Origin of the sequence: Xenorhabdus siamensis, from assembly GCF_037996745.1 — a bacterium.
In the GTDB taxonomy this organism is placed as follows: Bacteria; Pseudomonadota; Gammaproteobacteria; order Enterobacterales; family Enterobacteriaceae; genus Xenorhabdus; species Xenorhabdus indica.
Genome location: NZ_JBBMXE010000005.1, coordinates 1 through 20,194 on the forward strand (window position 1 = coordinate 1; position 20,194 = coordinate 20,194).

General features: G+C 42.2%; 18 protein-coding genes. 10 read left to right on the plus strand and 8 right to left on the minus strand.

Features of this window, described 5'->3' with window-relative positions; all coding sequences use genetic code 11:
* Window positions 1-216: 216 nt before the first annotated feature.
* From AAC852_RS03925 to trmL, 5 genes are all read left to right on the plus strand, one after another.
* Window positions 217-1,254: an IS630 family transposase gene (locus AAC852_RS03925; RefSeq protein ID WP_340619667.1), complete on the plus strand. Its 1,038-nt coding sequence runs from the start codon at window positions 217-219 to the stop codon at window positions 1,252-1,254.
* Window positions 1,255-1,790: 536 nt separating this feature from the next.
* Window positions 1,791-3,221, plus strand: coding sequence for a mannose-1-phosphate guanylyltransferase/mannose-6-phosphate isomerase (locus tag AAC852_RS03930; protein WP_340619910.1), 1,431 nt, complete (start codon window positions 1,791-1,793; stop codon window positions 3,219-3,221).
* Complete coding sequence (locus tag AAC852_RS03935) at window positions 3,214-4,647, plus strand: phosphomannomutase (protein WP_340619911.1); 1,434 nt, start codon at window positions 3,214-3,216, stop codon at window positions 4,645-4,647. The genes AAC852_RS03930 and AAC852_RS03935 overlap by 8 nt, the downstream gene beginning before the upstream one ends.
* A gap of 67 nt (window positions 4,648-4,714) precedes the next feature.
* Window positions 4,715-6,187, plus strand: coding sequence for an undecaprenyl-phosphate galactose phosphotransferase WbaP (wbaP, locus tag AAC852_RS03940; protein ID WP_340619912.1), 1,473 nt, complete (start codon window positions 4,715-4,717; stop codon window positions 6,185-6,187).
* 109 nt (window positions 6,188-6,296) lie between these two features.
* Window positions 6,297-6,800, plus strand: coding sequence for a tRNA (uridine(34)/cytosine(34)/5-carboxymethylaminomethyluridine(34)-2'-O)-methyltransferase TrmL (trmL, locus tag AAC852_RS03945; RefSeq protein ID WP_187650007.1), 504 nt, complete (start codon window positions 6,297-6,299; stop codon window positions 6,798-6,800).
* Between the two features lie 69 nt (window positions 6,801-6,869).
* Here the strand turns inward: trmL and cysE are convergent, their stop codons facing one another.
* The 4 genes from cysE to AAC852_RS03965 all read right to left on the minus strand — a co-directional run bounded on the left by cysE (window position 6,870) and on the right by AAC852_RS03965 (window position 9,950).
* Entirely contained in the window at window positions 6,870-7,691 is an 822-nt protein-coding gene (cysE, locus tag AAC852_RS03950) for a serine O-acetyltransferase (RefSeq protein WP_047682812.1), read from the minus strand.
* 134 nt (window positions 7,692-7,825) lie between these two features.
* Window positions 7,826-8,845, minus strand: a complete 1,020-nt coding sequence (gene gpsA, locus AAC852_RS03955; protein ID WP_340619913.1) for an NAD(P)H-dependent glycerol-3-phosphate dehydrogenase — start codon at window positions 8,843-8,845, stop codon at window positions 7,826-7,828.
* On the minus strand, window positions 8,845-9,315 hold the full coding sequence (gene secB, locus AAC852_RS03960; protein ID WP_187650011.1) for a protein-export chaperone SecB: 471 nt from the start codon (window positions 9,313-9,315) through the stop codon (window positions 8,845-8,847). Before secB ends, gpsA begins: the two co-directional genes overlap by 1 nt.
* A gap of 197 nt (window positions 9,316-9,512) precedes the next feature.
* Complete coding sequence (locus tag AAC852_RS03965) at window positions 9,513-9,950, minus strand: rhodanese-like domain-containing protein (protein WP_047682729.1); 438 nt, start codon at window positions 9,948-9,950, stop codon at window positions 9,513-9,515.
* 390 nt (window positions 9,951-10,340) lie between these two features.
* Between AAC852_RS03965 and envC the strand changes: the two genes are divergently transcribed.
* Together envC and AAC852_RS03975 are read left to right on the plus strand one after the other, a co-directional pair.
* Window positions 10,341-11,645 carry a murein hydrolase activator EnvC gene (gene envC / locus AAC852_RS03970; protein ID WP_340619914.1) on the plus strand — a complete coding sequence of 435 codons (1,305 nt, stop codon included), beginning with the start codon at window positions 10,341-10,343 and terminating at the stop codon, window positions 11,643-11,645.
* A gap of 12 nt (window positions 11,646-11,657) precedes the next feature.
* A complete protein-coding gene (locus AAC852_RS03975; protein ID WP_340620230.1) occupies window positions 11,658-12,746 on the plus strand; it encodes a divergent polysaccharide deacetylase family protein in 1,089 nt (362 codons plus the stop codon).
* A 44-nt stretch (window positions 12,747-12,790) separates the two neighbouring features.
* Here AAC852_RS03975 and tdh read toward each other — a convergent pair whose 3' ends face one another.
* Together tdh and kbl are read right to left on the minus strand one after the other, a co-directional pair.
* Window positions 12,791-13,816, minus strand: coding sequence for an L-threonine 3-dehydrogenase (gene tdh, locus AAC852_RS03980; protein ID WP_187650013.1), 1,026 nt, complete (start codon window positions 13,814-13,816; stop codon window positions 12,791-12,793).
* 9 nt (window positions 13,817-13,825) lie between these two features.
* A complete protein-coding gene (gene kbl / locus AAC852_RS03985) occupies window positions 13,826-15,022 on the minus strand; it encodes a glycine C-acetyltransferase (RefSeq protein ID WP_340619915.1) in 1,197 nt (398 codons plus the stop codon).
* Between the two features lie 236 nt (window positions 15,023-15,258).
* Between kbl and rfaD the strand changes: the two genes are divergently transcribed.
* Genes rfaD through rfaC form a run of 3 tightly spaced genes read left to right on the plus strand, consistent with a single transcriptional unit; the run spans window position 15,259 to window position 18,236 of the window.
* Window positions 15,259-16,197, plus strand: coding sequence for an ADP-glyceromanno-heptose 6-epimerase (gene rfaD, locus AAC852_RS03990; protein WP_340619916.1), 939 nt, complete (start codon window positions 15,259-15,261; stop codon window positions 16,195-16,197).
* A gap of 9 nt (window positions 16,198-16,206) precedes the next feature.
* Window positions 16,207-17,259 (plus strand): ADP-heptose--LPS heptosyltransferase RfaF, encoded by a 1,053-nt coding sequence (gene rfaF / locus AAC852_RS03995; RefSeq protein WP_340619917.1) that lies wholly within the window; start codon window positions 16,207-16,209, stop codon window positions 17,257-17,259.
* Window positions 17,259-18,236, plus strand: coding sequence for a lipopolysaccharide heptosyltransferase RfaC (gene rfaC / locus AAC852_RS04000; RefSeq protein ID WP_340619918.1), 978 nt, complete (start codon window positions 17,259-17,261; stop codon window positions 18,234-18,236). The genes rfaF and rfaC overlap by 1 nt, the downstream gene beginning before the upstream one ends.
* On the opposite strand, the gene AAC852_RS04005 is transcribed toward rfaC, so the two are convergent.
* Both AAC852_RS04005 and AAC852_RS04010 read right to left on the minus strand, forming a co-directional pair.
* On the minus strand, window positions 18,216-19,106 hold the full coding sequence (locus tag AAC852_RS04005; protein WP_340619919.1) for a GNAT family N-acetyltransferase: 891 nt from the start codon (window positions 19,104-19,106) through the stop codon (window positions 18,216-18,218). The two genes, rfaC and AAC852_RS04005, sit on opposite strands and share 21 nt — an antisense overlap.
* A gap of 97 nt (window positions 19,107-19,203) precedes the next feature.
* On the minus strand, window positions 19,204-20,169 hold the full coding sequence (locus tag AAC852_RS04010) for a polysaccharide deacetylase family protein (RefSeq protein ID WP_187650019.1): 966 nt from the start codon (window positions 20,167-20,169) through the stop codon (window positions 19,204-19,206).
* Between the last annotated feature and the right edge of the window lie 25 nt (window positions 20,170-20,194).

A 20,194-nucleotide genomic window follows, 5' to 3' on the forward strand; every position in this document is an offset into this window, starting at 1 on the left:
GTAATGTAAGCTGAGATTCGTTTAATAAAGGAGCCTGAGGCACTATAGAATTTTTTATCAAAGAATACAAAATAATAGTAGTTCTCAGGCCATAACTATTTTAGAAAAATTTTACTGTTTCGGAGATGTTAACAAAATCCATTTATTCTTTGTATCTATACCAATCATCATTGAAGATGCTTGATTTCTTATCCGAATCAGATCATGCTTGCAACCATGAAAATTCATCTGACACCAGACCAAAAACACGCCCTCGAACTGATGCATGATACAACGCGTGATGGACGCGTTCGCGACCGCATCAAAGCGGTTCTTTTGGCTTCCGAGGGCTGGACTGCTCAGATGATTGCTCAGGCCTTACGTATTCATGAAAGCACTGTCAGTCGTCATCTGAAAGATTATTTCAGTCAGGAAAAACTCGCCCCTGAAAATGGCGGTTCTGAAAGCCATCTGTCTGCCCGGCAAACCGCTGAACTGGTGGATTATTTGACGGTGAATCTGATGCATACTACCGCACACATTGTGGCCTATGTCCAGGCACGCTGGCAGGTTTCGTTCACCGTGGCCGGGATGACCAAATGGCTTCACCGTCAAGGGTTCAGTTACAAGAAGCCGAAAGGGGTTCCTCATAAATTTGATGCGGATAAACAGCAACAATTTATTGAGGCCTACCACGCCCTGAAAGACGAATTCGGTCAGAATGAGCCGATTCTGTTTATTGATGCTGTGCATCCCTCACAGTCTACAAAATTAAGCTATGGCTGGATAAAATCAGGGGTAAAGCACGTCAAAATGATTGAAACTACAGGCAGCCGTACCCGACTCAACATCATGGGCGCCCTTAATTTACAGTGTATTGAAGAGACTATTATTCGTGAATATCCGAGCATTAACGCGGAAAATGTGGCGTATTTTTTCGGTGCCATTCGAGAAACCTATCCGCTTTCGCAGAAAATTCATCTCATCTTGGATGGGGCGGGTTATCACCGTACCGATTTGGTGAAAGATATCGCCGAGATCCTCAACATTGAGTTGCATTACTTGCCACCTTACAGTCCTAATCTCAATCCCATAGAGCGATTATGGAAATATATGAACGAGCAGGTGCGTAACAATGTCTACTTCGCCACACCGAAAGTGTTTCGCGAGGCAATTCACTCCTTTTTTCGTGTCACACTCCGGGAAAAAGCGGGTGGACTCGCTTGTCGATTGAATGATAATTTCCAGATTTTGAAACCGGCATCTTCAAGTTAGATTGGTATATAGTTAATTGAAAGTGGATTGCGGCAGCTTAATTATCATCCCCTTTCCTTTGAACAAAATTAATAACTATGCCCTCCCTATTAATATGAGCAACTACAGTCTTCAATGGCTCGTCACATTAAGAAAAAATCAGAACAGGTTAATTTCATGACTCTAAACCTCATTTGCTTATCAATGAATACGGGAGAAATTTTGGCGGTCAAACTAACATGAAGTACCGTCAATCAGTTAAAAATTTGGTGAATAGATTAAATGATTTTTTAGAAAAAAGTTATTTTTCGCAATATAAAAACCAAAACTTTATCACTTTGAAATAATTTAATGTTAAAAAATATTTTGTGAGAGAATTTATTATGGGGCAGCTAAAAATATTGCTAAGATAAAAAATTCAAGACACTATTCAACCCAGTCTACCTGTTTAATAAACAAGTAGACCATAGATCACTTCTAACTTAAATTGTTGAGCTTGTAATATTTCGTCATGCTCATAATTATATAAAGTCCTACTTTTTCATAGGATCTAATAAATGTTATTGCCCGTCATCATGGCTGGTGGTTCAGGCAGTCGGTTATGGCCCCTTTCCCGTGAGTTATATCCAAAACAATTTCTTAAACTTGATGGTGAGTTCACCATGCTGCAAACAACAGTGCTGCGTTTAAGTGAACTATCAACAGAATCTCCTTTAGTGATTTGCAACGAGGATCATCGTTTCCTTGTAGCTGAACAGTTGCGTCAACTGGACAAGCTAGCACACAACATCATTCTCGAACCAATCGGGCGTAATACGGCGCCAGCAATTGCCTTAGCAGCACTTACCGCTCTTCAAACCGTAGACAAAGATGAAGACCCTCTGTTATTAGTTCTGGCAGCAGATCACGTAATTCGAGATGAAAAAACCTTTACACAGGTAGTACAGCAAGCAATTCCCCATGCAACTGCAGGAAAACTTGTTACTTTCGGTATAGTTCCTACTCATGCAGAAACTGGATATGGCTATATTCAACGTGGAGCCGAGCAGGAAGGTGCCTTTACAGTAGCACAATTTGTTGAAAAACCAGATACCGTTACCGCAGAACAGTATTTACAAAGTGGTGAATATTACTGGAACAGTGGCATGTTTCTGTTTCGCGCCAGTTGCTTTCTGCAAGAACTTAAAACGTTCCGACCCGATATTTATTCAGCTTGTGTTACTGCTGTAGGAACTGTTAATCCCGATCTCGATTTTGTCCGGGTAGATAAGTCAGCATTTCTTGCCTGTCCAAGTGAATCAATTGATTATGCGGTGATGGAAAACACAACGGATGCCGTTGTCGTTCCTTTATCGGCTGGCTGGTCTGATGTCGGTTCATGGTCTTCTTTGTGGGATATATCAGAAAAAGACGAAGATGGTAATGTATTTAAGGGTGATGTCCTACAGTACAACAGCAACGGTAATTATGTCTATTCTGAAAACAGCCTTGTCAGTCTCGTTGGTGTAAAAAATCTGGTTGTAGTTCAGACCAAAGATGCTGTGTTGGTTGTAGATCAAACTCAGGTTCAAGATGTCAAAAAGATTGTCGAAAATCTGAAACAATCTGGTCGTTCAGAACATCGTTTGCATCGGGAGATTTATCGCCCTTGGGGAAAATACGATTCCATAGATAAAGGGAAACGATATCAAGTTAAGCGAATTACCGTAAGACCAAGTGAAAGCTTATCTACCCAAATGCATCACCACCGTGCCGAACATTGGATTGTTGTGGCAGGAACAGCGCGGGTGACTCAAGGAAATAACTCCTATTTGGTTACTGAGAATGAATCTACCTATATACCAGTAGGTGTTGTCCATACACTGGAAAATCCTGGTAAGGTTCCGCTGGAAGTAATAGAAATCCAATCAGGCGATTACCTTGGAGGAGATGATATCGTTCGTCTCAGTGATCGTTATGGCAGAGTAGAAATAGAAGAAAATGAATAATAAGAAGCTAAATAGTCGAGAAGTTATTTCTGGTAGTGGTATCGCGTTTGGTACTAGCGGAGCCCGTGGCCTGGTTGTTGATTTCATCCCAGATGTATGTGCGGCTTTTATTCATGCTTTTATATCCGTAATGCAAAAGCGATACGCAACTTCTCAGATTGCACTAGCGATCGATAATCGTCCGAGCAGTCCTGACATAGCGGTAGCTTGTGCAACTGCCCTCCGACAAGCTGGCGTTGAGCCCATTTATTATGGTGTGGTCCCTACACCTGCACTTGCCTATAAAGCAATGCAAGATGGAATGCCGTGCATCATGGTTACTGGTAGCCATATTCCTTTTGACCGTAATGGACTCAAGTTTTATCGGCCTGATGGAGAAATTTCTAAGGACGATGAAATGGCTATCCTATTAGCCGAGGTTATTTTTGAACCACTTACTGAAATGACAACTCTGTCCGTCTTACCAGATGCAGCAGAAGCCTATATAAATCGCTATCATTCTCTGTTTTCCGCAAATCGGCTGACAGGGAAACGTATAGGTATTTATGAACACTCCAGTGCTGGGCGTGATCTTTATGCTCCTCTCTTCAAATCACTAGGAGCAGAAGTTATTTCACTTGAACGTACCGATGAATTTGTTCCTATTGATACAGAAGCTGTAGCAGAAGAAGATAGGCTCAAAGCTAAAAACTGGTCAGAAGAATTTGATCTGGACGCTATCTTCTCTACCGACGGTGATGGAGATCGCCCACTACTGGCAGATGAACACGGAGAATGGCTGAGGGGTGACATACTTGGATTACTATGTGCTGATGCATTAGATATTGAAGCCCTGGCTGTTCCTGTGAGCTGCAACAGCGTAGTACAGAGTTGTGGTCGCTTCATTGATGTTGTCTCAACTAAAATCGGCTCCCCCTATGTTATTGCCGAATTTGCCCACCTTTCACATCAATTTAAACGTATTGCTGGTTTTGAGGCTAATGGTGGCTTCTTACTCGGTAGTGATATTGATGTAGAAGGCAGTAAATTGACCGCTTTACCCACTCGTGATGCGCTTTTACCCGCACTTATCGTATTGATTTCAAGTAAAGATAAAGGAATTTCTTCACTAGTAAATGCACTACCTTCACGTTATACCCATTCTGACAGACTTAAAGAATTTCCAACGACATTAAGTAAGGCACTTTTAAATAAGGGGATTAAGGATCCGAAACAGCTATTGACTTTATTAGGGTTAGGTAACCATCAAATTATTCATATTAATCTCACTGATGGTTTAAGGATGACTCTTAGTAACAACACCATTGTCCATCTGCGACCATCCGGTAATGCACCTGAGCTACGTTGCTATGTTGAGGCTGATGATATAAACAAAGCAAAAGAAATTGTTAAAACTTGCTTAGATACACTTGCAACGCAAAAATAATAACAACTTCGGTAGAGAAATCACTTCAGTGCCCTACCGAACACCCTTTTAAATTTAGGTAAATATTATGGCATTAACGGAAATGTTCCATCATTCAAAAGAAGAACATCTTGAATATAGAAACTATTCAGCATCTGTTAATCGCTTCTCTCTGATAGCAAGCGATTTATTGGCTATGGCAGGAGCTTTTATTTTTTCATGGTGGATTGAAAGTACTCGCACAGATGTTCTATTTTCTCTAGTTTTCAAAAGTGGATCAGATATAGCCAGAGCTTGGAGTTTTCTGATTATTGTCTTAATCACATGTTTTTGGTCCTGGGGACATTTACGACATTACACTTACCGCAAGCCATTCTGGAATGAACTGAAAGAAACACTCCTAATGCTAATCGGGCTGGCTATAGCTGATTTGGCTATAGTTGCTATCTCTAAGTGGAATTTTTCTCGCCATCAATGGGCAATGTTTTGGCTGATTACCATATTTACCCTGCCATTATTTCGATGGTTGACAAAGAAGTTATTAATTAAACTAAAATATTGGAGTATGCCTACCATCATCATTGGCAACGGAAATAATGCTCGCGACGCTTACTTAGCTATATGCAGCGAACAATTACTTGGATTTGGAGTCATTGGTTTTGTAGCTCCAAACGATAATTGTTCTACCAGTCCAGTCAGTACACTTCCTCTATTCCATATCACTCCAGAGCAGTTACTGGAAAAATATCATCAGCATAAAATCTTTATCGCTCTTGAATATGAACAACACGAATTGCAAGATGAATGGTTGCGCTATCTCTCCGCTCATGGAGTTCGAAATATATCGATAGTCCCAACATTACGTGGTGTTCCTCTCTATAGCACAAATATGTCCCACTTCTTTAGTCATGAACTTTTAATGCTTAGAGTTAAAAATAATCTAGCTAAGCGTTCATCCATAATTCTTAAGCGTACATTTGATATTGTCGTTTCTTCTCTCCTACTGATTCTTCTTTCTCCTCTATTTCTTTTCATCGGTTGGAAAGTCTCCCGTGATGGAGCATCTCCTTTTTATGGGCATGAACGCATAGGGCAAGGAGAACACCGATTCAAATGTCTGAAATTTCGCTCCATGATTAGCAACTCAGCGGAAGTTTTGGAAAATTTACTTAAAACAGATCAAAATGCTTTAGCTGAATGGCAGAAAGATTTCAAACTCAAAAATGATCCAAGAATCACGCCTATCGGCCATTTTTTACGTAAAACTAGTCTTGATGAACTTCCACAGTTGATAAATGTGTTTAAAGGAGAAATGAGTCTTGTTGGTCCAAGACCCATAGTTCAAGAAGAACTTGAGCGTTATGGAGATGACAAATCGTATTACCTCATGGCAAAACCTGGAATGACAGGTCTCTGGCAAGTAAGTGGACGTAATGATGTGGATTATGCAACACGTGTATATCTTGATAGCTGGTATGTAAAGAACTGGGCGCTTTGGAATGATATTACAATTTTATTTAAGACAATTAATGTAGTACTTAAAAGAGATGGTGCTTATTAGTCTTTGAATAAAAATGCTTTAGTGATTGTAAACAGTTTTTATATTTCTAATCCAATTTTTATGAACTCTCTTCATGCAGTTAATATTATTGTAATGAAAGTATCAAAACATGCTAAACATCGTCCTATTCGAACCAGAAATCCCGCCTAATACGGGTAATATTATCCGCCTGTGTGCCAACACAGGTTGTCAGCTTCATCTCATCCAACCATTGGGTTTCACATGGGATGACAAACGTCTGCGTCGTGCAGGGCTGGATTACCATGAGTTTGCCAATATCAAACAACACCACGACTACAATGCATTCTTGGAAAGTGAAGGGCTTAGTCCAACCAATTCACAATCCCCTTCTGGAGCACGCCTATTTGCACTAACAACAAAAGGTACTCCGGCGCACAGTAATGTAAGTTATCGTGATGGGGATTATCTGATGTTTGGCCCAGAAACCCGTGGCTTGCCATCTTATGTGCTGGATAACATGCCCCCTGAACAGAAAATAAGAATTCCTATGCTACCGGATAGTCGTAGCATGAATCTTTCTAACTCTGTATCGGTGGTCGTGTTTGAAGCGTGGCGGCAACTGGGTTATCCGGGTGCACTGTTGCGGGATTAAAACACAAGCATTCAGCGCCTAACCGCGCTGAATGTATTTAATTCTTTATTAACGAATAGAGAAGAAAACTTAAATCCCATCCCCATTCTCGAATCCATTATTCATTCCGTTAAAATGCTGGTTCATATCCAGAGACGGCTTATCACTTTCCGGTTTACCAACAATCCGTGCGGGTACTCCTGCCACAGTGGTATGCGGCGGAACGGGTCTTAATACGACTGAACCCGCCCCAATTTTTGCACCACGGCCAATTTCTATGTTGCCGAGAATTTTTGAACCCGCGCCAATCATTACTCCTTCACGCACTTTCGGGTGCCGATCTCCACACGCTTTACCTGTACCACCGAGTGTTACGGATTGCAGAATAGAAACATCATTCTCAACTACTGCGGTTTCACCGATGACAATTCCTGTTGCGTGGTCAAGCATGATGCCACAGCCAATTTTCGCCGCAGGATGGATATCTACGCCAAAAGAAACAGAAATCTGGTTTTGCATATAAATCGCTAATGCTTTGCGATCTTGTTTCCACAGCCAATGTGCGATGCGATACGCTTGTAGCGCATGAAAACCTTTCAGATAAAGCAGAGGAGTGGAGTATTTGTCGACAGCAGGGTCCCGTAACCGGACAGCTTTAATATCACGAGCGGCCGATTCGATCATCTTTGGCTCACTGCGGTAAGCGTCTTCAACGACTTCCCTGACCGCAATCGCCGGCATAATCGGGGTCGCCAATTTGTTTGCGAGCATATAGCTCAAAGCACTGCCAAGGTTTTCATGTTTAAGTAATGTCGCGTGAAAAAAACTGGCTAACATAGGCTCACAATCTGCCAGCGCTCTCGCCTCATTTTTTATATTTTTCCAAACTTCATTCAGTTCTTCTTGAGACATATCAATCATTCTCATGTGATTGTTTTTCACCATCGCGAATGGATTCGCACCTGATTTATCCCAGAACTATGCCTTTCATCTTGGAATCTATTGGACATATGCCGGAAAAAATATTTATGGCGGTTTTAATCTAATTAAGCGCGGGAACTTTCTCCTTCATCCCTTGTAGCTCTTCCCAATAATGCCTGAGCTGCTTCGATTACATTTTTGTTGCGATACAATATCTGGTAGATTTGTTCTGTGATAGGCATTTCAACCCCAACTCGCTTGGCTAATGCCCGGACTTCTTTTGTATTACGATATCCTTCAACAACCTGTCCAATCTCACGCTGCGCAGCGTCAACATTGACTCCTTGCCCTAACATCATACCAAAACGACGATTACGGGATTGATTATCAGTACATGTCAACACTAAATCACCCAATCCGGCCATTCCCATAAATGTGGAAGGGTCAGCCCCCAAAGCTGCACCAAGGCGGCTCATTTCCGCTAATCCACGGGTAATCAATGCAGTGCGAGCATTAGCACCGAACCCCATGCCATCTGAGATCCCTGCACCAATGGCAATAACGTTCTTGATCGCTCCCCCAAGTTGCACGCCAATAAAATCAGGATTTTTGTATACCCGGAAGCTTTTGCCACAATGGAAAAGCTGCTGGAGTTCTTCACCAAATTCAGGTGTTGTCGCTGATACGGCAATCGCTGTCGGTAAACCCGCTGCCAGTTCTTTCGCAAATGTCGGGCCAGAGACTACCGCCAATGGGATTTCATTACCTAATATCTCACGCGCCACCTCCTGCAATAAACGCCCTGTTTCCGCTTCAAGACCTTTAGTGGCCCAAACAATACGAGAATCTGGTTGTAAATGCGGTTTTATCTGCTGTAAGACATCGCCAAAAACATGGCTAGGAACCACAATCAGAATATTACGGCTGGCTGAAACAGCACTTTTTAGATCGGTTTCAAGCTGTAAGCTATCAGGGAAAGAAACATCCGGTAAAAATGCCTGATTACAACGGGCTTGTTGCAAGGCATGGACATGTGCAGGGTTATGGCCCCAAAGCACAACATCATGTCCATTACGGGCCAGTGTAATGGCTAAAGCGGTGCCGTATGAACCGGCACCGATTACTGTCATAGAAGCGGTATTCATTAGGCTTCCTGTATTGCCTCATCAGACTGAGAATCAGACTGCTGTTGCAAGTAATTCATGAACAAAGCATCAAAATTAACTGGTGCCAGGTTCAATTGTGGGAAAGTACCACGACCCACCAAGTTAGTGATGCACTCACGGGCATATGGGAACAAAATGTTCGGGCAATATGCACCTAAGCAGTGCGCCAGTTGAGTACCTTCAATACCATCAATAGAGAAAATACCAGCCTGCTGAACTTCGCACAAGAATGCGGTTTCTTCTCCTAGTGTCGCCGTGACAGTGACACGCAGAACAACTTCATAGACTCCCTGAACTAATTCATTGGAAGCGGTATCCAGATCTAATTTAACCTCTGGCTGCCATTCTTGTTGGAAAATTTGAGGTGCCTTAGGTGATTCGAAAGAAATGTCTTTCGTATATACACGTTGGATCTGGAAAGCCATTTCGGTGTTGTTTTGTTCTGACATAATAATTTTTACCTTTTGATACGTCCTTATTAAACCTTGATAATGTAAGTATACCCTTCATCTTTCAAGTTGCAGCTTTGTTGGCTATGCTCATTCAGCCTAGTCACATCGTTATCTATGCTCCCAGAGATTCACTCCCTTGCCGTCGCACTGCATCTGGAAATGTATTGGGTATATACTGCTTACATCTGCATTCGTTATTTCTTGCCTCGGGATAATGGTAGGTTTTCACCCGTCCACCCGGCAATTCCCTCTTTCAGGGTATAAACTTGTTCAAAGCCTGCCTTCACCAGATTCTCTGCCGGTGTTTTAGATTCCAGTCCATTCGCTGAGACTATGATCACAGGCTGCTTTTTATGTTTTTCCAATTCACCCAGATTATTCTCTTTAATCTCAGAGGGTGTCAGGTTAACAGAACCAATGATATGCCCTCTGCGGAAATCGTCACGAGAGCGTAAATCAACGACGATAGCATCTTCCTTATTGATTAAATGGATCACCTGTGCGCGAGTGATATCTTTACTCTTGGAGAATACACTTTTTACTGTCAGGACAATGACAGCCACCAACAGGGCAATCCAAACAAGGCTCAGGATCGTGTTCCGACTAATAAATTGCATGATTTCTTGCAGCATGGAGGGCAACAACTCCCATTAGTTAATAACAAAAATCTAAGGTAACAGAGTATACCTGTGTGTTGTGTCAATTACAGCCAATTAGCATCAACCTAATGCAGATTTTGCGGAGAGTTTCGAGAAAAAATAAAAAATCCTCATTAATCACTTGATTGTCATACATCATTAAAATATTTCATGTCAAACTGGACATATACGGGATCTTCGATAATAAATGAGCTAAGTTAACTAAAATTTATATTGTGGTTCAAAAAGATAAAAAAATAGACCATTCTCTGGTCAGAGGCAATTTCACATGAAATAATCGGGCGCGACAGACAGATGGATGTAGGCAAGCGCTATAAATCAAGCACTATACATATAGTAGAGCGTGGCAAGGTATTGAATCAAATGGCTGATAATAAGGATTCCAAAAGCTGTCATCACCAGCAGCAGAAACAGTGGCAACCAAGAAACAGTGTATTACTGTTCTGTGCCCTACTGTTTGCTTTTTTCTGCACGGGAGCCTTTGCCAATCAAATTTCAGAAAATAAAAACCAACTTAAAGATATTCAACAGAATATTGCCGAGAAAGAGAAAAGCGTCAAACAACAACAAAAACAACATACAGAGCTCCTCAAGCAACTCAAGGAACAAGAGGGGACGATTTCAGAAGTCGGGCGTTCCCTCCACAGTACACAAGTCCACCTGAATAAACTGGGAAATGAAATTTCGTCATTGACGAAAGGTATTAACCATCTGCAAATACAGCAAAAAGAGCAGCGTAAGCTACTTGCCAGCCAATTAGATGCCGCATTCCGGCAAGGGAATCATCAGGGTTTAGAATTATTGTTTAATGGCCCAGAAACACAGCGTAAAGAACGTATACTGGCTTATTACAGCTATCTGAATCAGGCTCGTCAGGAAACTATCACTAAATTGCAAAAAACAACTGACAAACTTAACCAACAAAAAAAGCTGCAACAAGAAAAACTGAATGAACAGCAAACGGTACTCAGCAACCAAAAGCAACAAAAGCAAAAAATGGAAGTTGCCCGTTCTGCCCGGAAAAAAACACTGACTGTACTTGAATCTTCATTGAAGAAAGATCAACAAAGCCTGGCTGAGCTTCGGCAAAACGAAACTCGTCTGCGTAATAAAATTGCTAAAGCAGAACGGGAAGCCAAAGCCCGCGCTGAGCGTGAAGCGCGTGAGGCTGCACGTGTCCGTGCGCAAATAGCAGCCAAGCAGAAACAGGCTCAACAAAAAGGCTCCAGCTATAAACCTACAGAAGATGAACGCGCACTTATGGCGCGAACAGGTGGGCTTGGTCGCCCTGCCGGGCAAGCAATCTGGCCTGTGCGTGGGCGGGTTATTCACAGCTTTGGGGAAACAATACAAGGCGAGTTACGCTGGAAAGGCATGGTTATCTCCGCAGCCGAAGGCACGGAAGTTAAAGCAATTTCAGATGGCCGGGTATTACTGGCAGACTGGTTACAAGGCTATGGTCTGGTTGTCGTGCTTGAACACGGTAAAGGAGATATGAGTATTTATGGCTATAACCAAAGCCTGTTGGTTAGTGTTGGCCAGCAAGTCCGGGCAGGTCAGCCGATAGCTCTGGTTGGTAGCAGCGGCGGGCAACAGCACCCTTCATTATACTTTGAGATCCGCCGTCAGGGGCGTACCGTCAATCCATTACCGTGGTTAGGAAAATAAGAGAAGGACATAATTGTGCAATATCTATTAATAAAGTGCGTTCACTCATTCACTCTATTATTTGGGATATTGCGCTTTCGGATACCAAAGTTTTGGGTTCTGCTGTTTATCACTCTCTTGTTATTTACTCTGGATGCCCGTGCCGCACGCTTAGCCATTGTCATTGATGACTTTGGCTATCGTGTCTACAATGAAAATAAGATATTGCAGATGCCTGCTGCAATTTCCATCGCAGTACTTCCTGATTCTCCATATGGCAGAGAAATGGCGCAAAAAGCCTATAAGCAAGGTAGAGAGGTCTTGATCCATCTGCCAATGGCACCAATGAGTAAACAACCATTAGAAAAAAATACCCTGCATCCTGCCATGAGCAGTAAGGAAGTTGAAAACATTATTCACGATGCCATAAAAAAAGTTCCTCATGCGATTGGTGTGAACAACCATATGGGTAGCGCAATGACCTCCAATCTCGCTGGTATGAAAAAAGTGATGAATGCATTATCTCAATATCGTCTCTATTTTCTGGACAGCGTAACTATCGGTAATACTCAGGTCGCTAAAGCCTCAATGGGAACACCTGTACAAGTACTCCGCCGGAATATCTTCTTGGACGATGTACAAACAGAAGCAGAAGTGCTGCACCAACTCAACCGGGCTATTACTCTGGCTCGCAAACAAGGCTCTGCCATCGCCATCGGGCATCCTTACCCAACTACTATTCGGGCATTACAGCAAGGGTTAGCAACGTTGCCAGATGATATTGAACTGGTAACACCCAGTATGCTGCTCAATCATTCTCTAACCAGTAAACAAAACAACTCACAAATCAGCCCGCTCACCAAACAAAAATGCATGAAATCCGCTGAAATCAAATCGGTAACGGTATTAGAATCCAAATTGGATTATTTCAGGATAGTTGGGGAAACATTGGTTCCCAGTGTCATTGTCGATGTCTTAAATCAGGGGCTTGAAAAATTACAGAACTCCACATCAAAACAAGAGAAACGGCATAGCACGGGCCATTTGAGACCACAAAAAGATAAGATACGGGAAAATAAAACAGACGCTCATAAAAAGATGAGCGTCTGCCCTGATTTTTAGCAATCTATTTTAACAGCTTGCTTAAAATTTTGTCAGAAATTCAATTAATCCCAATTCAGAATAACTTTACCAGATTGCCCTGAGCGCATGATATCAAAGCCTTTCTGATAGTCATCTATCGGGAATTGGTGAGTAATAATTGGAGTTAAATCCAAACCGGACTGAATAAGTGTCGCCATTTTGTACCATGTTTCAAACATTTCACGTCCGTAAATGCCTTTGATAAACAGTCCCTTAAAAATGACCTGACTCCAATCGATCGCCATATCTGAAGGAGGTATACCCAATAAAGCGATACGCCCGCCATGATTCATCGTGTTCAATAAGGTACGGAATGCAGGCGGAGCACCAGACATCTCCAAACCAATATCAAAGCCTTCAGTCATGCCCAGTTCTGACATAACATCCGTCAGGTTCTCCTTACTGACATTCACAGCACGAGTAACGCCAATTTTACGTGCTAAATCAAGACGGTATTCATTTACATCGGTGATCACAACATGACGTGCACCGACATGCTTACACACAGCCGCAGCCATGATACCGATAGGACCGGCACCCGATACCAGTACATCTTCTCCAACTAAATCAAAGGAGAGTGCAGTATGAACAGCGTTGCCAAATGGGTCAAAAATCGCAGCCAGTTCGTCCGAAATATTGTCTGGAATTTTAAAAGCATTGAATGCCGGAATAACTAAATACTCAGCAAATGAGCCAGCCCGGTTTACCCCAATTCCTGTTGTGTTACGGCACAAATGTGTGCGTCCACCACGACAATTGCGGCAATAACCACAGGTAATATGACCTTCACCAGATACACGATCGCCAATTTTGAATCCTTTGACTTCCTGACCAATTGCGACCACTTCTCCCACGTATTCATGCCCTACTACCATCGGCACAGGAATAGTCTTCTGAGACCAATCATCCCAGTTGTAAATGTGCACATCCGTTCCACAAATTGCCGTCTTACGGATTTTAATCATCACATCATTATGCCCCAGTTCCGGTGTAGGCACATCCGTCATCCAAATACCTTCTTCTGGCTTTAATTTTGACAACGCTTTCATAGTGATACCTTATGTAATGATATTCAACTGCTTACCGATACGTGTAAATGCAGCCACAACACGTTCAATTTGTTCTTCGGTATGAGCAGCAGAGATTTGGGTACGAATACGTGCTTGACCTTTAGGGACCACAGGGTAGAAGAAGCCAATCACATAAATGCCTTCTTTCAGCAGCTCAGAGGCAAATTCCTGCGCCAGCTTCGCATCCCCCAACATAACCGGAATAATGGCGTGATCTGCACCCGCTAGTGTAAAACCCGCTGCCGTCATTTTTTCACGGAACAAGTTGGCATTTTTCCAGAGACGTTCACGCAATTCGTCTCCATCTTTCAACATATCCAATACTTTGATGGAGGCCGCAACAATAGCCGGAGCCAAAGAATTGGAAAACAGGTAAGGGCGTGAACGCTGACGCAACCATTCCACAACTTCTTTACGTGCGGCGGTATAACCACCGGACGCCCCACCTAACGCTTTACCGAGTGTGCCAGTGATGATATCAACACGCCCCATGACATCACAATATTCATGAGTACCACGGCCGTGCTTGCCAACAAACCCTACCGCATGAGAATCATCAACCATGACCATAGCACCAAATTCATCCGCCAAATCACAGATAGATTTCAGATCCGCAATGACACCATCCATTGAGAACACACCATCAGTTGCGATCAGGATATTCTGAGCATCTTCTGCTTTCGCTTTCTCCAACTGTGCTCTTAATTCTTGCATGTCATTATTGGCATAACGATAACGTTTTGCTTTACATAGGCGAATACCATCAATAATAGAAGCGTGGTTCAGTGCATCTGAAATAATGGCGTCTTCTGGACCGAATAATGTTTCAAACAGCCCCCCATTAGCATCAAAACATGAGGAATACAGAATAGCATCTTCCATGCCCAAAAATTCAGCTATTTTATTTTCTAATTCTTTATGGGTGTCTTGCGTACCACAAATAAAACGTACGGATGCCATACCAAATCCATGACTATCCATTCCTGCTTTTGCGGCAGCGATCAGGTCAGGGTGATTAGCCAACCCTAAGTAGTTATTGGCACAGAAATTAATGACGTTGTTGCCATCCGCAACAGCAATATCGGCATTTTGCGCAGAAGTAATAATACGTTCACTTTTGAATAGCCCTTCCGCACGGGTTTGTTCCAACTGATCATTAATTTTCTGATAAAACGACGCTGACATTTTTCTCTCCTGATTACCTGAATAAGTGAAAGGTATGGTGTATTTTACTTATAGATCCTGACAGTGACGACACAGCCAGAAAGATAATATCAACTTTGTAAAGCTGATCACGGCCTTGAGACTACGATGCAGCAGGATTTCAGGATATTCCCCTATTTCACCTGCTGTCGTTAGTAGGGTTAAGTGATATGATACACATTAAAATAAAGTGAACTGACTAGTTAGAGGTGGGCCAAATGATTATTGTCACTGGCGGCGCAGGGTTTATTGGCAGCAATATTGTCAAAGCACTGAATGACGAAGGCTATAAGGATATTCTGGTTGTTGATAATCTGAAAGACGGTACAAAGTTCGTTAATCTGGTTGATTTAGATATCAGCGATTATATGGATAAGGAAGATTTTATTGCCAGTATCGTTGCAGGTGATGATTTGGGCGATATTGATGCTATTTTCCATGAAGGTGCTTGTTCATCCACAACTGAATGGGATGGCAAGTATATGATGGACAATAATTATCAGTACTCTAAAGATGTATTACATTACTGCCTCGATCGTCAGATCCCATTCCTGTACGCCTCTTCTGCCGCAACTTATGGTGGTCGCAGTGATAATTTCATTGAAGAACGCCAGTATGAGAAACCTCTCAATGTTTACGGCTACTCAAAATTTCTTTTTGATCAGTATGTTCGCGATATTTTGCCACACGCAGATTCTCAAATTTGTGGCTTCCGTTATTTCAATGTATACGGGCCACGTGAAGGGCATAAAGGCAGTATGGCCAGTGTCGCCTACCATTTGAACACCCAAATTAACCAAGGCCAGAACCCGAAATTATTTGCAGGCAGCGAACATTTCCAACGCGATTTTATTTATGTTGGTGACGTTGCAGCAGTAAACCTGTGGTTCTGGAAAAATAGTGTTTCCGGCATTTTTAACTGCGGTACAGGCCGGGCGGAGTCTTTCCAGGACGTTGCTGACGCCGTTATTGAATTCCATAAGGAAAAATCGCCTGCCGTAGAATACATTGAATTTCCAGAAAAGCTAAAAGGTCGCTACCAGAGCTTTACTCAGGCTGATCTGACAAAACTTCGCGCAGCAGGTTATGACAACGCATTCAAAACCGTTGCTGAAGGTGTTACTGAATATATGCAATGGCTCAATCAGGATAATTAATCGACCTCTATGAAGATATTGGTGATCGGCCCATCGTGGGTGGGTGACATGATGATGTCTCAAAGCCTCTACCGCACCTTGAAGGCTTTGTACCCAAATGCAGAAATTGATGTGATGGCACCAGCATGGTGCCGCCCGTTACTGGCAAAGATGCCAGAAGTTAATCAGGCGCTGGCAATGCCGCTGGGACACGGAGCGCTTGCGCTTGGTGAACGTCGCCGCCTTGGGATAGCACTGCGTGAAAGTGAATATGATCACGCTTACGTACTCCCCAACTCTTTCAAATCTGCTTTGGTGCCTTTCTTTGCCAATATCCCTCTGCGTACAGGCTGGCGTGGTGAAATGCGCTATGGTTTCCTGAATGATATCCGCGTCCTGAATAAAAGTGCTTTTCCACTCATGGTTCAGCGCTATGTTGCTCTCGCCTATGACAGGAAAACTGTACACAGTGCTGAAGATCTTCCTCAACCACTGCTATGGCCTCAGTTAGCTGTCAGTGATGAAGACATTGCTGAATCAACAACAGCCTTTAACATCGCCGATCATCGTCCGATTATCGGTTTTTGCCCCGGTGCGGAGTTTGGCCCGGCTAAACGTTGGCCACATTATCATTACGCCGCATTGGCTGAACAGTTAATTACTCAAAAGGGTTATCAAATATTGTTATTTGGTTCAGCTAAGGATAATGAAGCTGGTGAAGATATCCGGGCACTTCTAAGTGAAGATGCACGGGAAAACTGTCTTAATCTCGCAGGACAAACTTCCCTTGAACAGGCAGTCAATATTATCGCAGCGTGTGATGCCATTGTTACAAATGACTCAGGTTTGATGCATATCGCAGCAGCTCTGAACCGCCCTCTGGTGGCATTATATGGGCCAAGTAGCCCTGACTTCACTCCTCCACTATCGGACAAAGCCGAAGTGATCCGTCTGATTACGGGTTTTCATAAAATCAGGAAAGGTGACAGTGCGGGTGGTTATCATCAGAGTCTTATTGATATTCAACCAGAGCAAGTTTTAGCTTCATTGGAAAAGCTTTTACAGGCGGAGAATCAGGGTTAATGCGTGTTTTACTGGTAAAAACGTCTTCAATGGGCGATGTGTTACATACCCTGCCCGCACTGACAGATGCCATGCAGTACATACCGGGTATTCAATTTGATTGGGTCGTTGAAGAGGGATTCGCCCAAATACCCACATGGCACAGTGCAGTTGAAAATGTTATCCCTGTTGCCATTCGTCGCTGGAGAAAAAGTTGGTTCAGGAAAGATATCCGTGAAGAACGCGCACGTTTCAGGGAACAGTTACAGCAACGAAAATATGATGTAATTATTGATGCTCAAGGGCTGTTAAAAAGTGCTTTTTTAGTGACACGCCTAGCCCATGGTCCAAAACATGGCTATGACAAAAAAAGCATTCGTGAGCCACTCGCCAGCTTTTTCTACAATCAACACCATTCTGTGAGCAAACAGCAACATGCTGTAGAACGAATTCGTGCATTGTTTGCAGAGAGTCTTGGTTATCAAAAGCCTACAGAAACAGGTGATTATTCTATCGCCCGCCACTTTCTGAACCAACAATCAGAAAATGGAAATGATTATCTGGTATTCCTGCATGCCACCACTCGTGATGAGAAACATTGGCCAGAAAACCATTGGCGCCAACTGATCGCAGAGATTCAACCAACGGGTATGCGCATCAAGCTCCCCTGGGGAACTGAATATGAATATCAGCGGGCATTACGGCTGGCAGATGGTTTTCCTCATGTTGATGTGTTACCAAAATTAACATTAGCAGAAGTCGCACAAGTTCTTGCTGGCACAAAAGCGGTGGTATCTGTTGATACAGGATTAAGCCATCTCACTGCCGCCCTGGATCGTCCAAATATTACGCTGTTTGGCCCGACAGATCCTGGCTTGATTGGCGGGTATGGAAAAGAACAGCATACCTTAAAATCAGTGGATAATACGATGCAGAGTATTACTCCGGCAGAAGTAATGCTGTTCTTGCAAAAGATATTAAATAAGAACCTTGCCTAGTGGGAAGGTCTCACACCAGCGGCTTTTATATTCAAGAGTAGGATTACCCAACGAATAACGCATAGTCTTATCTGCTGCCTGACATAATGCTTTTGCTGACTGGATATTAACCCACATCAAAATGCTACCAACACTGAGATGTGCATACTCAGGATCATATCCTCCATTAATAGCATCAAATGAAATCCATTTAGGACTATCGGCACGTAATACAAAATCATACGCACAAGGTGAACCATTAATAAGTAACACGTAACCAAATATATGCTCTCGAAGCTCTGTGTATATCTCAAGCAAACACTGACGTTCTTTTGGCGAATGACGATAATTCCAACGCTTTTGGTATAAATTGATGTAAATATCAACCAATTCTTCAGCGCTGAATTCACTTGAAAGACGAATTTCTCCGCCTGCGCGAGTGAATTTGTTTATCTCATTCTTGCGGTTGCGGCGGGTTTTGTAGGAGAAATTCTCTTTAATCAGGCAGATTTGACGCTTACTAAAAGGAGGCTTATAGCTGGCATTTATAAAATTATTTTTATGAATAGGAGATAATCTCTTTGATTTTATAGGTAAAAATAACTTCGCATCGGCTGCGATAGGGAAAATCACTTCATCATAAGGCAGTGGATAGGTGCCCTGGATTTTTTCTACTAATTTTTGGTTTTTAACAAAGAAGCAAGCTCCCTTAACGGCAGTGCCTTTTTCTTTAAAATAGAAGGAGAGCGGGTTACCTTCAATATGCCTATTTAAAAAAGAGACGATGTTGGGATGTGTTAATACACAACCGCCAAAAAGAGCGTGAACTTCTTTATATTGTTCGAAATTACATTTTTTCCATCCCCAAAAAAATGATTTTACTTTTTCCATATCCTATTCCATAAAATGGCTTTTTAATATTAAGTTAATTTTTTTACAACTTTATAAAAAAATATTTTTTATTTCCAATAATAGTTATGACCGTTAATTATAAAAATGCATTATTTTTATAGTCATAAAATTCCGACAATGTCATACCATGAACCCGTGGTTTCAAGAATTCAAACAATTCTTCTAAGTCTTGATAAAGCAACTCAATTTTTTCTTCCGTCTGAAAAGTCGGGCTTCCTCCCGGCATAAACTCGGATGAATGCAGCATAAATTCAACATAATCATTACCAGATGCCAAAGTTTGCCGAACGACAGCTTTCATTTGTTTCAAATTCCCACCTTTTGGGCGTAACCAATTAACCGATGGAGAACGTTGCTTGCCTCGCAAATGATCATATTTTTGTTTAATAAAATTCATGATCGGAGAATGCTTATGCTGAATACTCATTGGCACTTGTAATAAAGAAGAGTTGCCTTCTTTAGCAATATTCTGCAAATTCATAAAATAAGCATGAGATGGAAAACGGCTATAATCTGTTCCGCCATTTCCATTCGGATCTCCCTTGGTAAAACGCCAGTTAACTTTCGGAGTAACAGAACAATCTACCTGATAACCATACTCGACCAATAATTGCGCATAATATTCGTTAAATGCCCAGCGTCCAGCACGGTGACTCAGCATCTTAGTCTGAAGTTTTTCTTCAAGAAGATTTGTCATTAAATCAATTTTTGCCTTTATCTGATTTTTAGGATATTCAATCAGATAAGGCTTATAGCACATATCATCATCAGTCAGAGGAATAATAGGTGGATTGTTCCAGGCATGCAAATGCATACCGATTTCACCTGTGTTTCTGGCAATGACATCCTTAGCAAATTCGATATAGCTATCATCTATCGCCATTTCATAGTTTGTTAGCCAGACGGGTTTGAATCCAAAACGTTCACAAAGGCTTTGGAACCTGGGCAGATATTGAGTATTTTCGGTAGAAATTTTATCGCTATTTTGCCAAAGGTTATCACCTTCAGTATCAATTGTGATGATGAATGCTGGTTTGGTCATAAGAAAGATACCTTATTACAGAAAT

Coding starts and splice junctions, on each gene's coding strand:
- wbaP (WP_340619912.1), top strand. CDS start 4,715: ATGGCATTAACGGAAATGTTCCATCATTCAAAAGAAGAACATCTTGAA.
- kbl (WP_340619915.1), bottom strand. CDS start 15,022: ATGTCAGCGTCGTTTTATCAGAAAATTAATGATCAGTTGGAACAAACC.
- AAC852_RS03930 (WP_340619910.1), top strand. CDS start 1,791: ATGTTATTGCCCGTCATCATGGCTGGTGGTTCAGGCAGTCGGTTATGG.
- envC (WP_340619914.1), top strand. CDS start 10,341: ATGGCTGATAATAAGGATTCCAAAAGCTGTCATCACCAGCAGCAGAAA.
- tdh (WP_187650013.1), bottom strand. CDS start 13,816: ATGAAAGCGTTGTCAAAATTAAAGCCAGAAGAAGGTATTTGGATGACG.
- AAC852_RS04010 (WP_187650019.1), bottom strand. CDS start 20,169: ATGACCAAACCAGCATTCATCATCACAATTGATACTGAAGGTGATAAC.
- AAC852_RS04005 (WP_340619919.1), bottom strand. CDS start 19,106: ATGGAAAAAGTAAAATCATTTTTTTGGGGATGGAAAAAATGTAATTTC.
- rfaC (WP_340619918.1), top strand. CDS start 17,259: ATGCGTGTTTTACTGGTAAAAACGTCTTCAATGGGCGATGTGTTACAT.
- secB (WP_187650011.1), bottom strand. CDS start 9,315: ATGTCAGAACAAAACAACACCGAAATGGCTTTCCAGATCCAACGTGTA.
- trmL (WP_187650007.1), top strand. CDS start 6,297: ATGCTAAACATCGTCCTATTCGAACCAGAAATCCCGCCTAATACGGGT.
- rfaF (WP_340619917.1), top strand. CDS start 16,207: ATGAAGATATTGGTGATCGGCCCATCGTGGGTGGGTGACATGATGATG.
- gpsA (WP_340619913.1), bottom strand. CDS start 8,845: ATGAATACCGCTTCTATGACAGTAATCGGTGCCGGTTCATACGGCACC.
- AAC852_RS03935 (WP_340619911.1), top strand. CDS start 3,214: ATGAATAATAAGAAGCTAAATAGTCGAGAAGTTATTTCTGGTAGTGGT.
- AAC852_RS03965 (WP_047682729.1), bottom strand. CDS start 9,950: ATGCTGCAAGAAATCATGCAATTTATTAGTCGGAACACGATCCTGAGC.
- rfaD (WP_340619916.1), top strand. CDS start 15,259: ATGATTATTGTCACTGGCGGCGCAGGGTTTATTGGCAGCAATATTGTC.
- cysE (WP_047682812.1), bottom strand. CDS start 7,691: ATGTCTCAAGAAGAACTGAATGAAGTTTGGAAAAATATAAAAAATGAG.
- AAC852_RS03925 (WP_340619667.1), top strand. CDS start 217: ATGAAAATTCATCTGACACCAGACCAAAAACACGCCCTCGAACTGATG.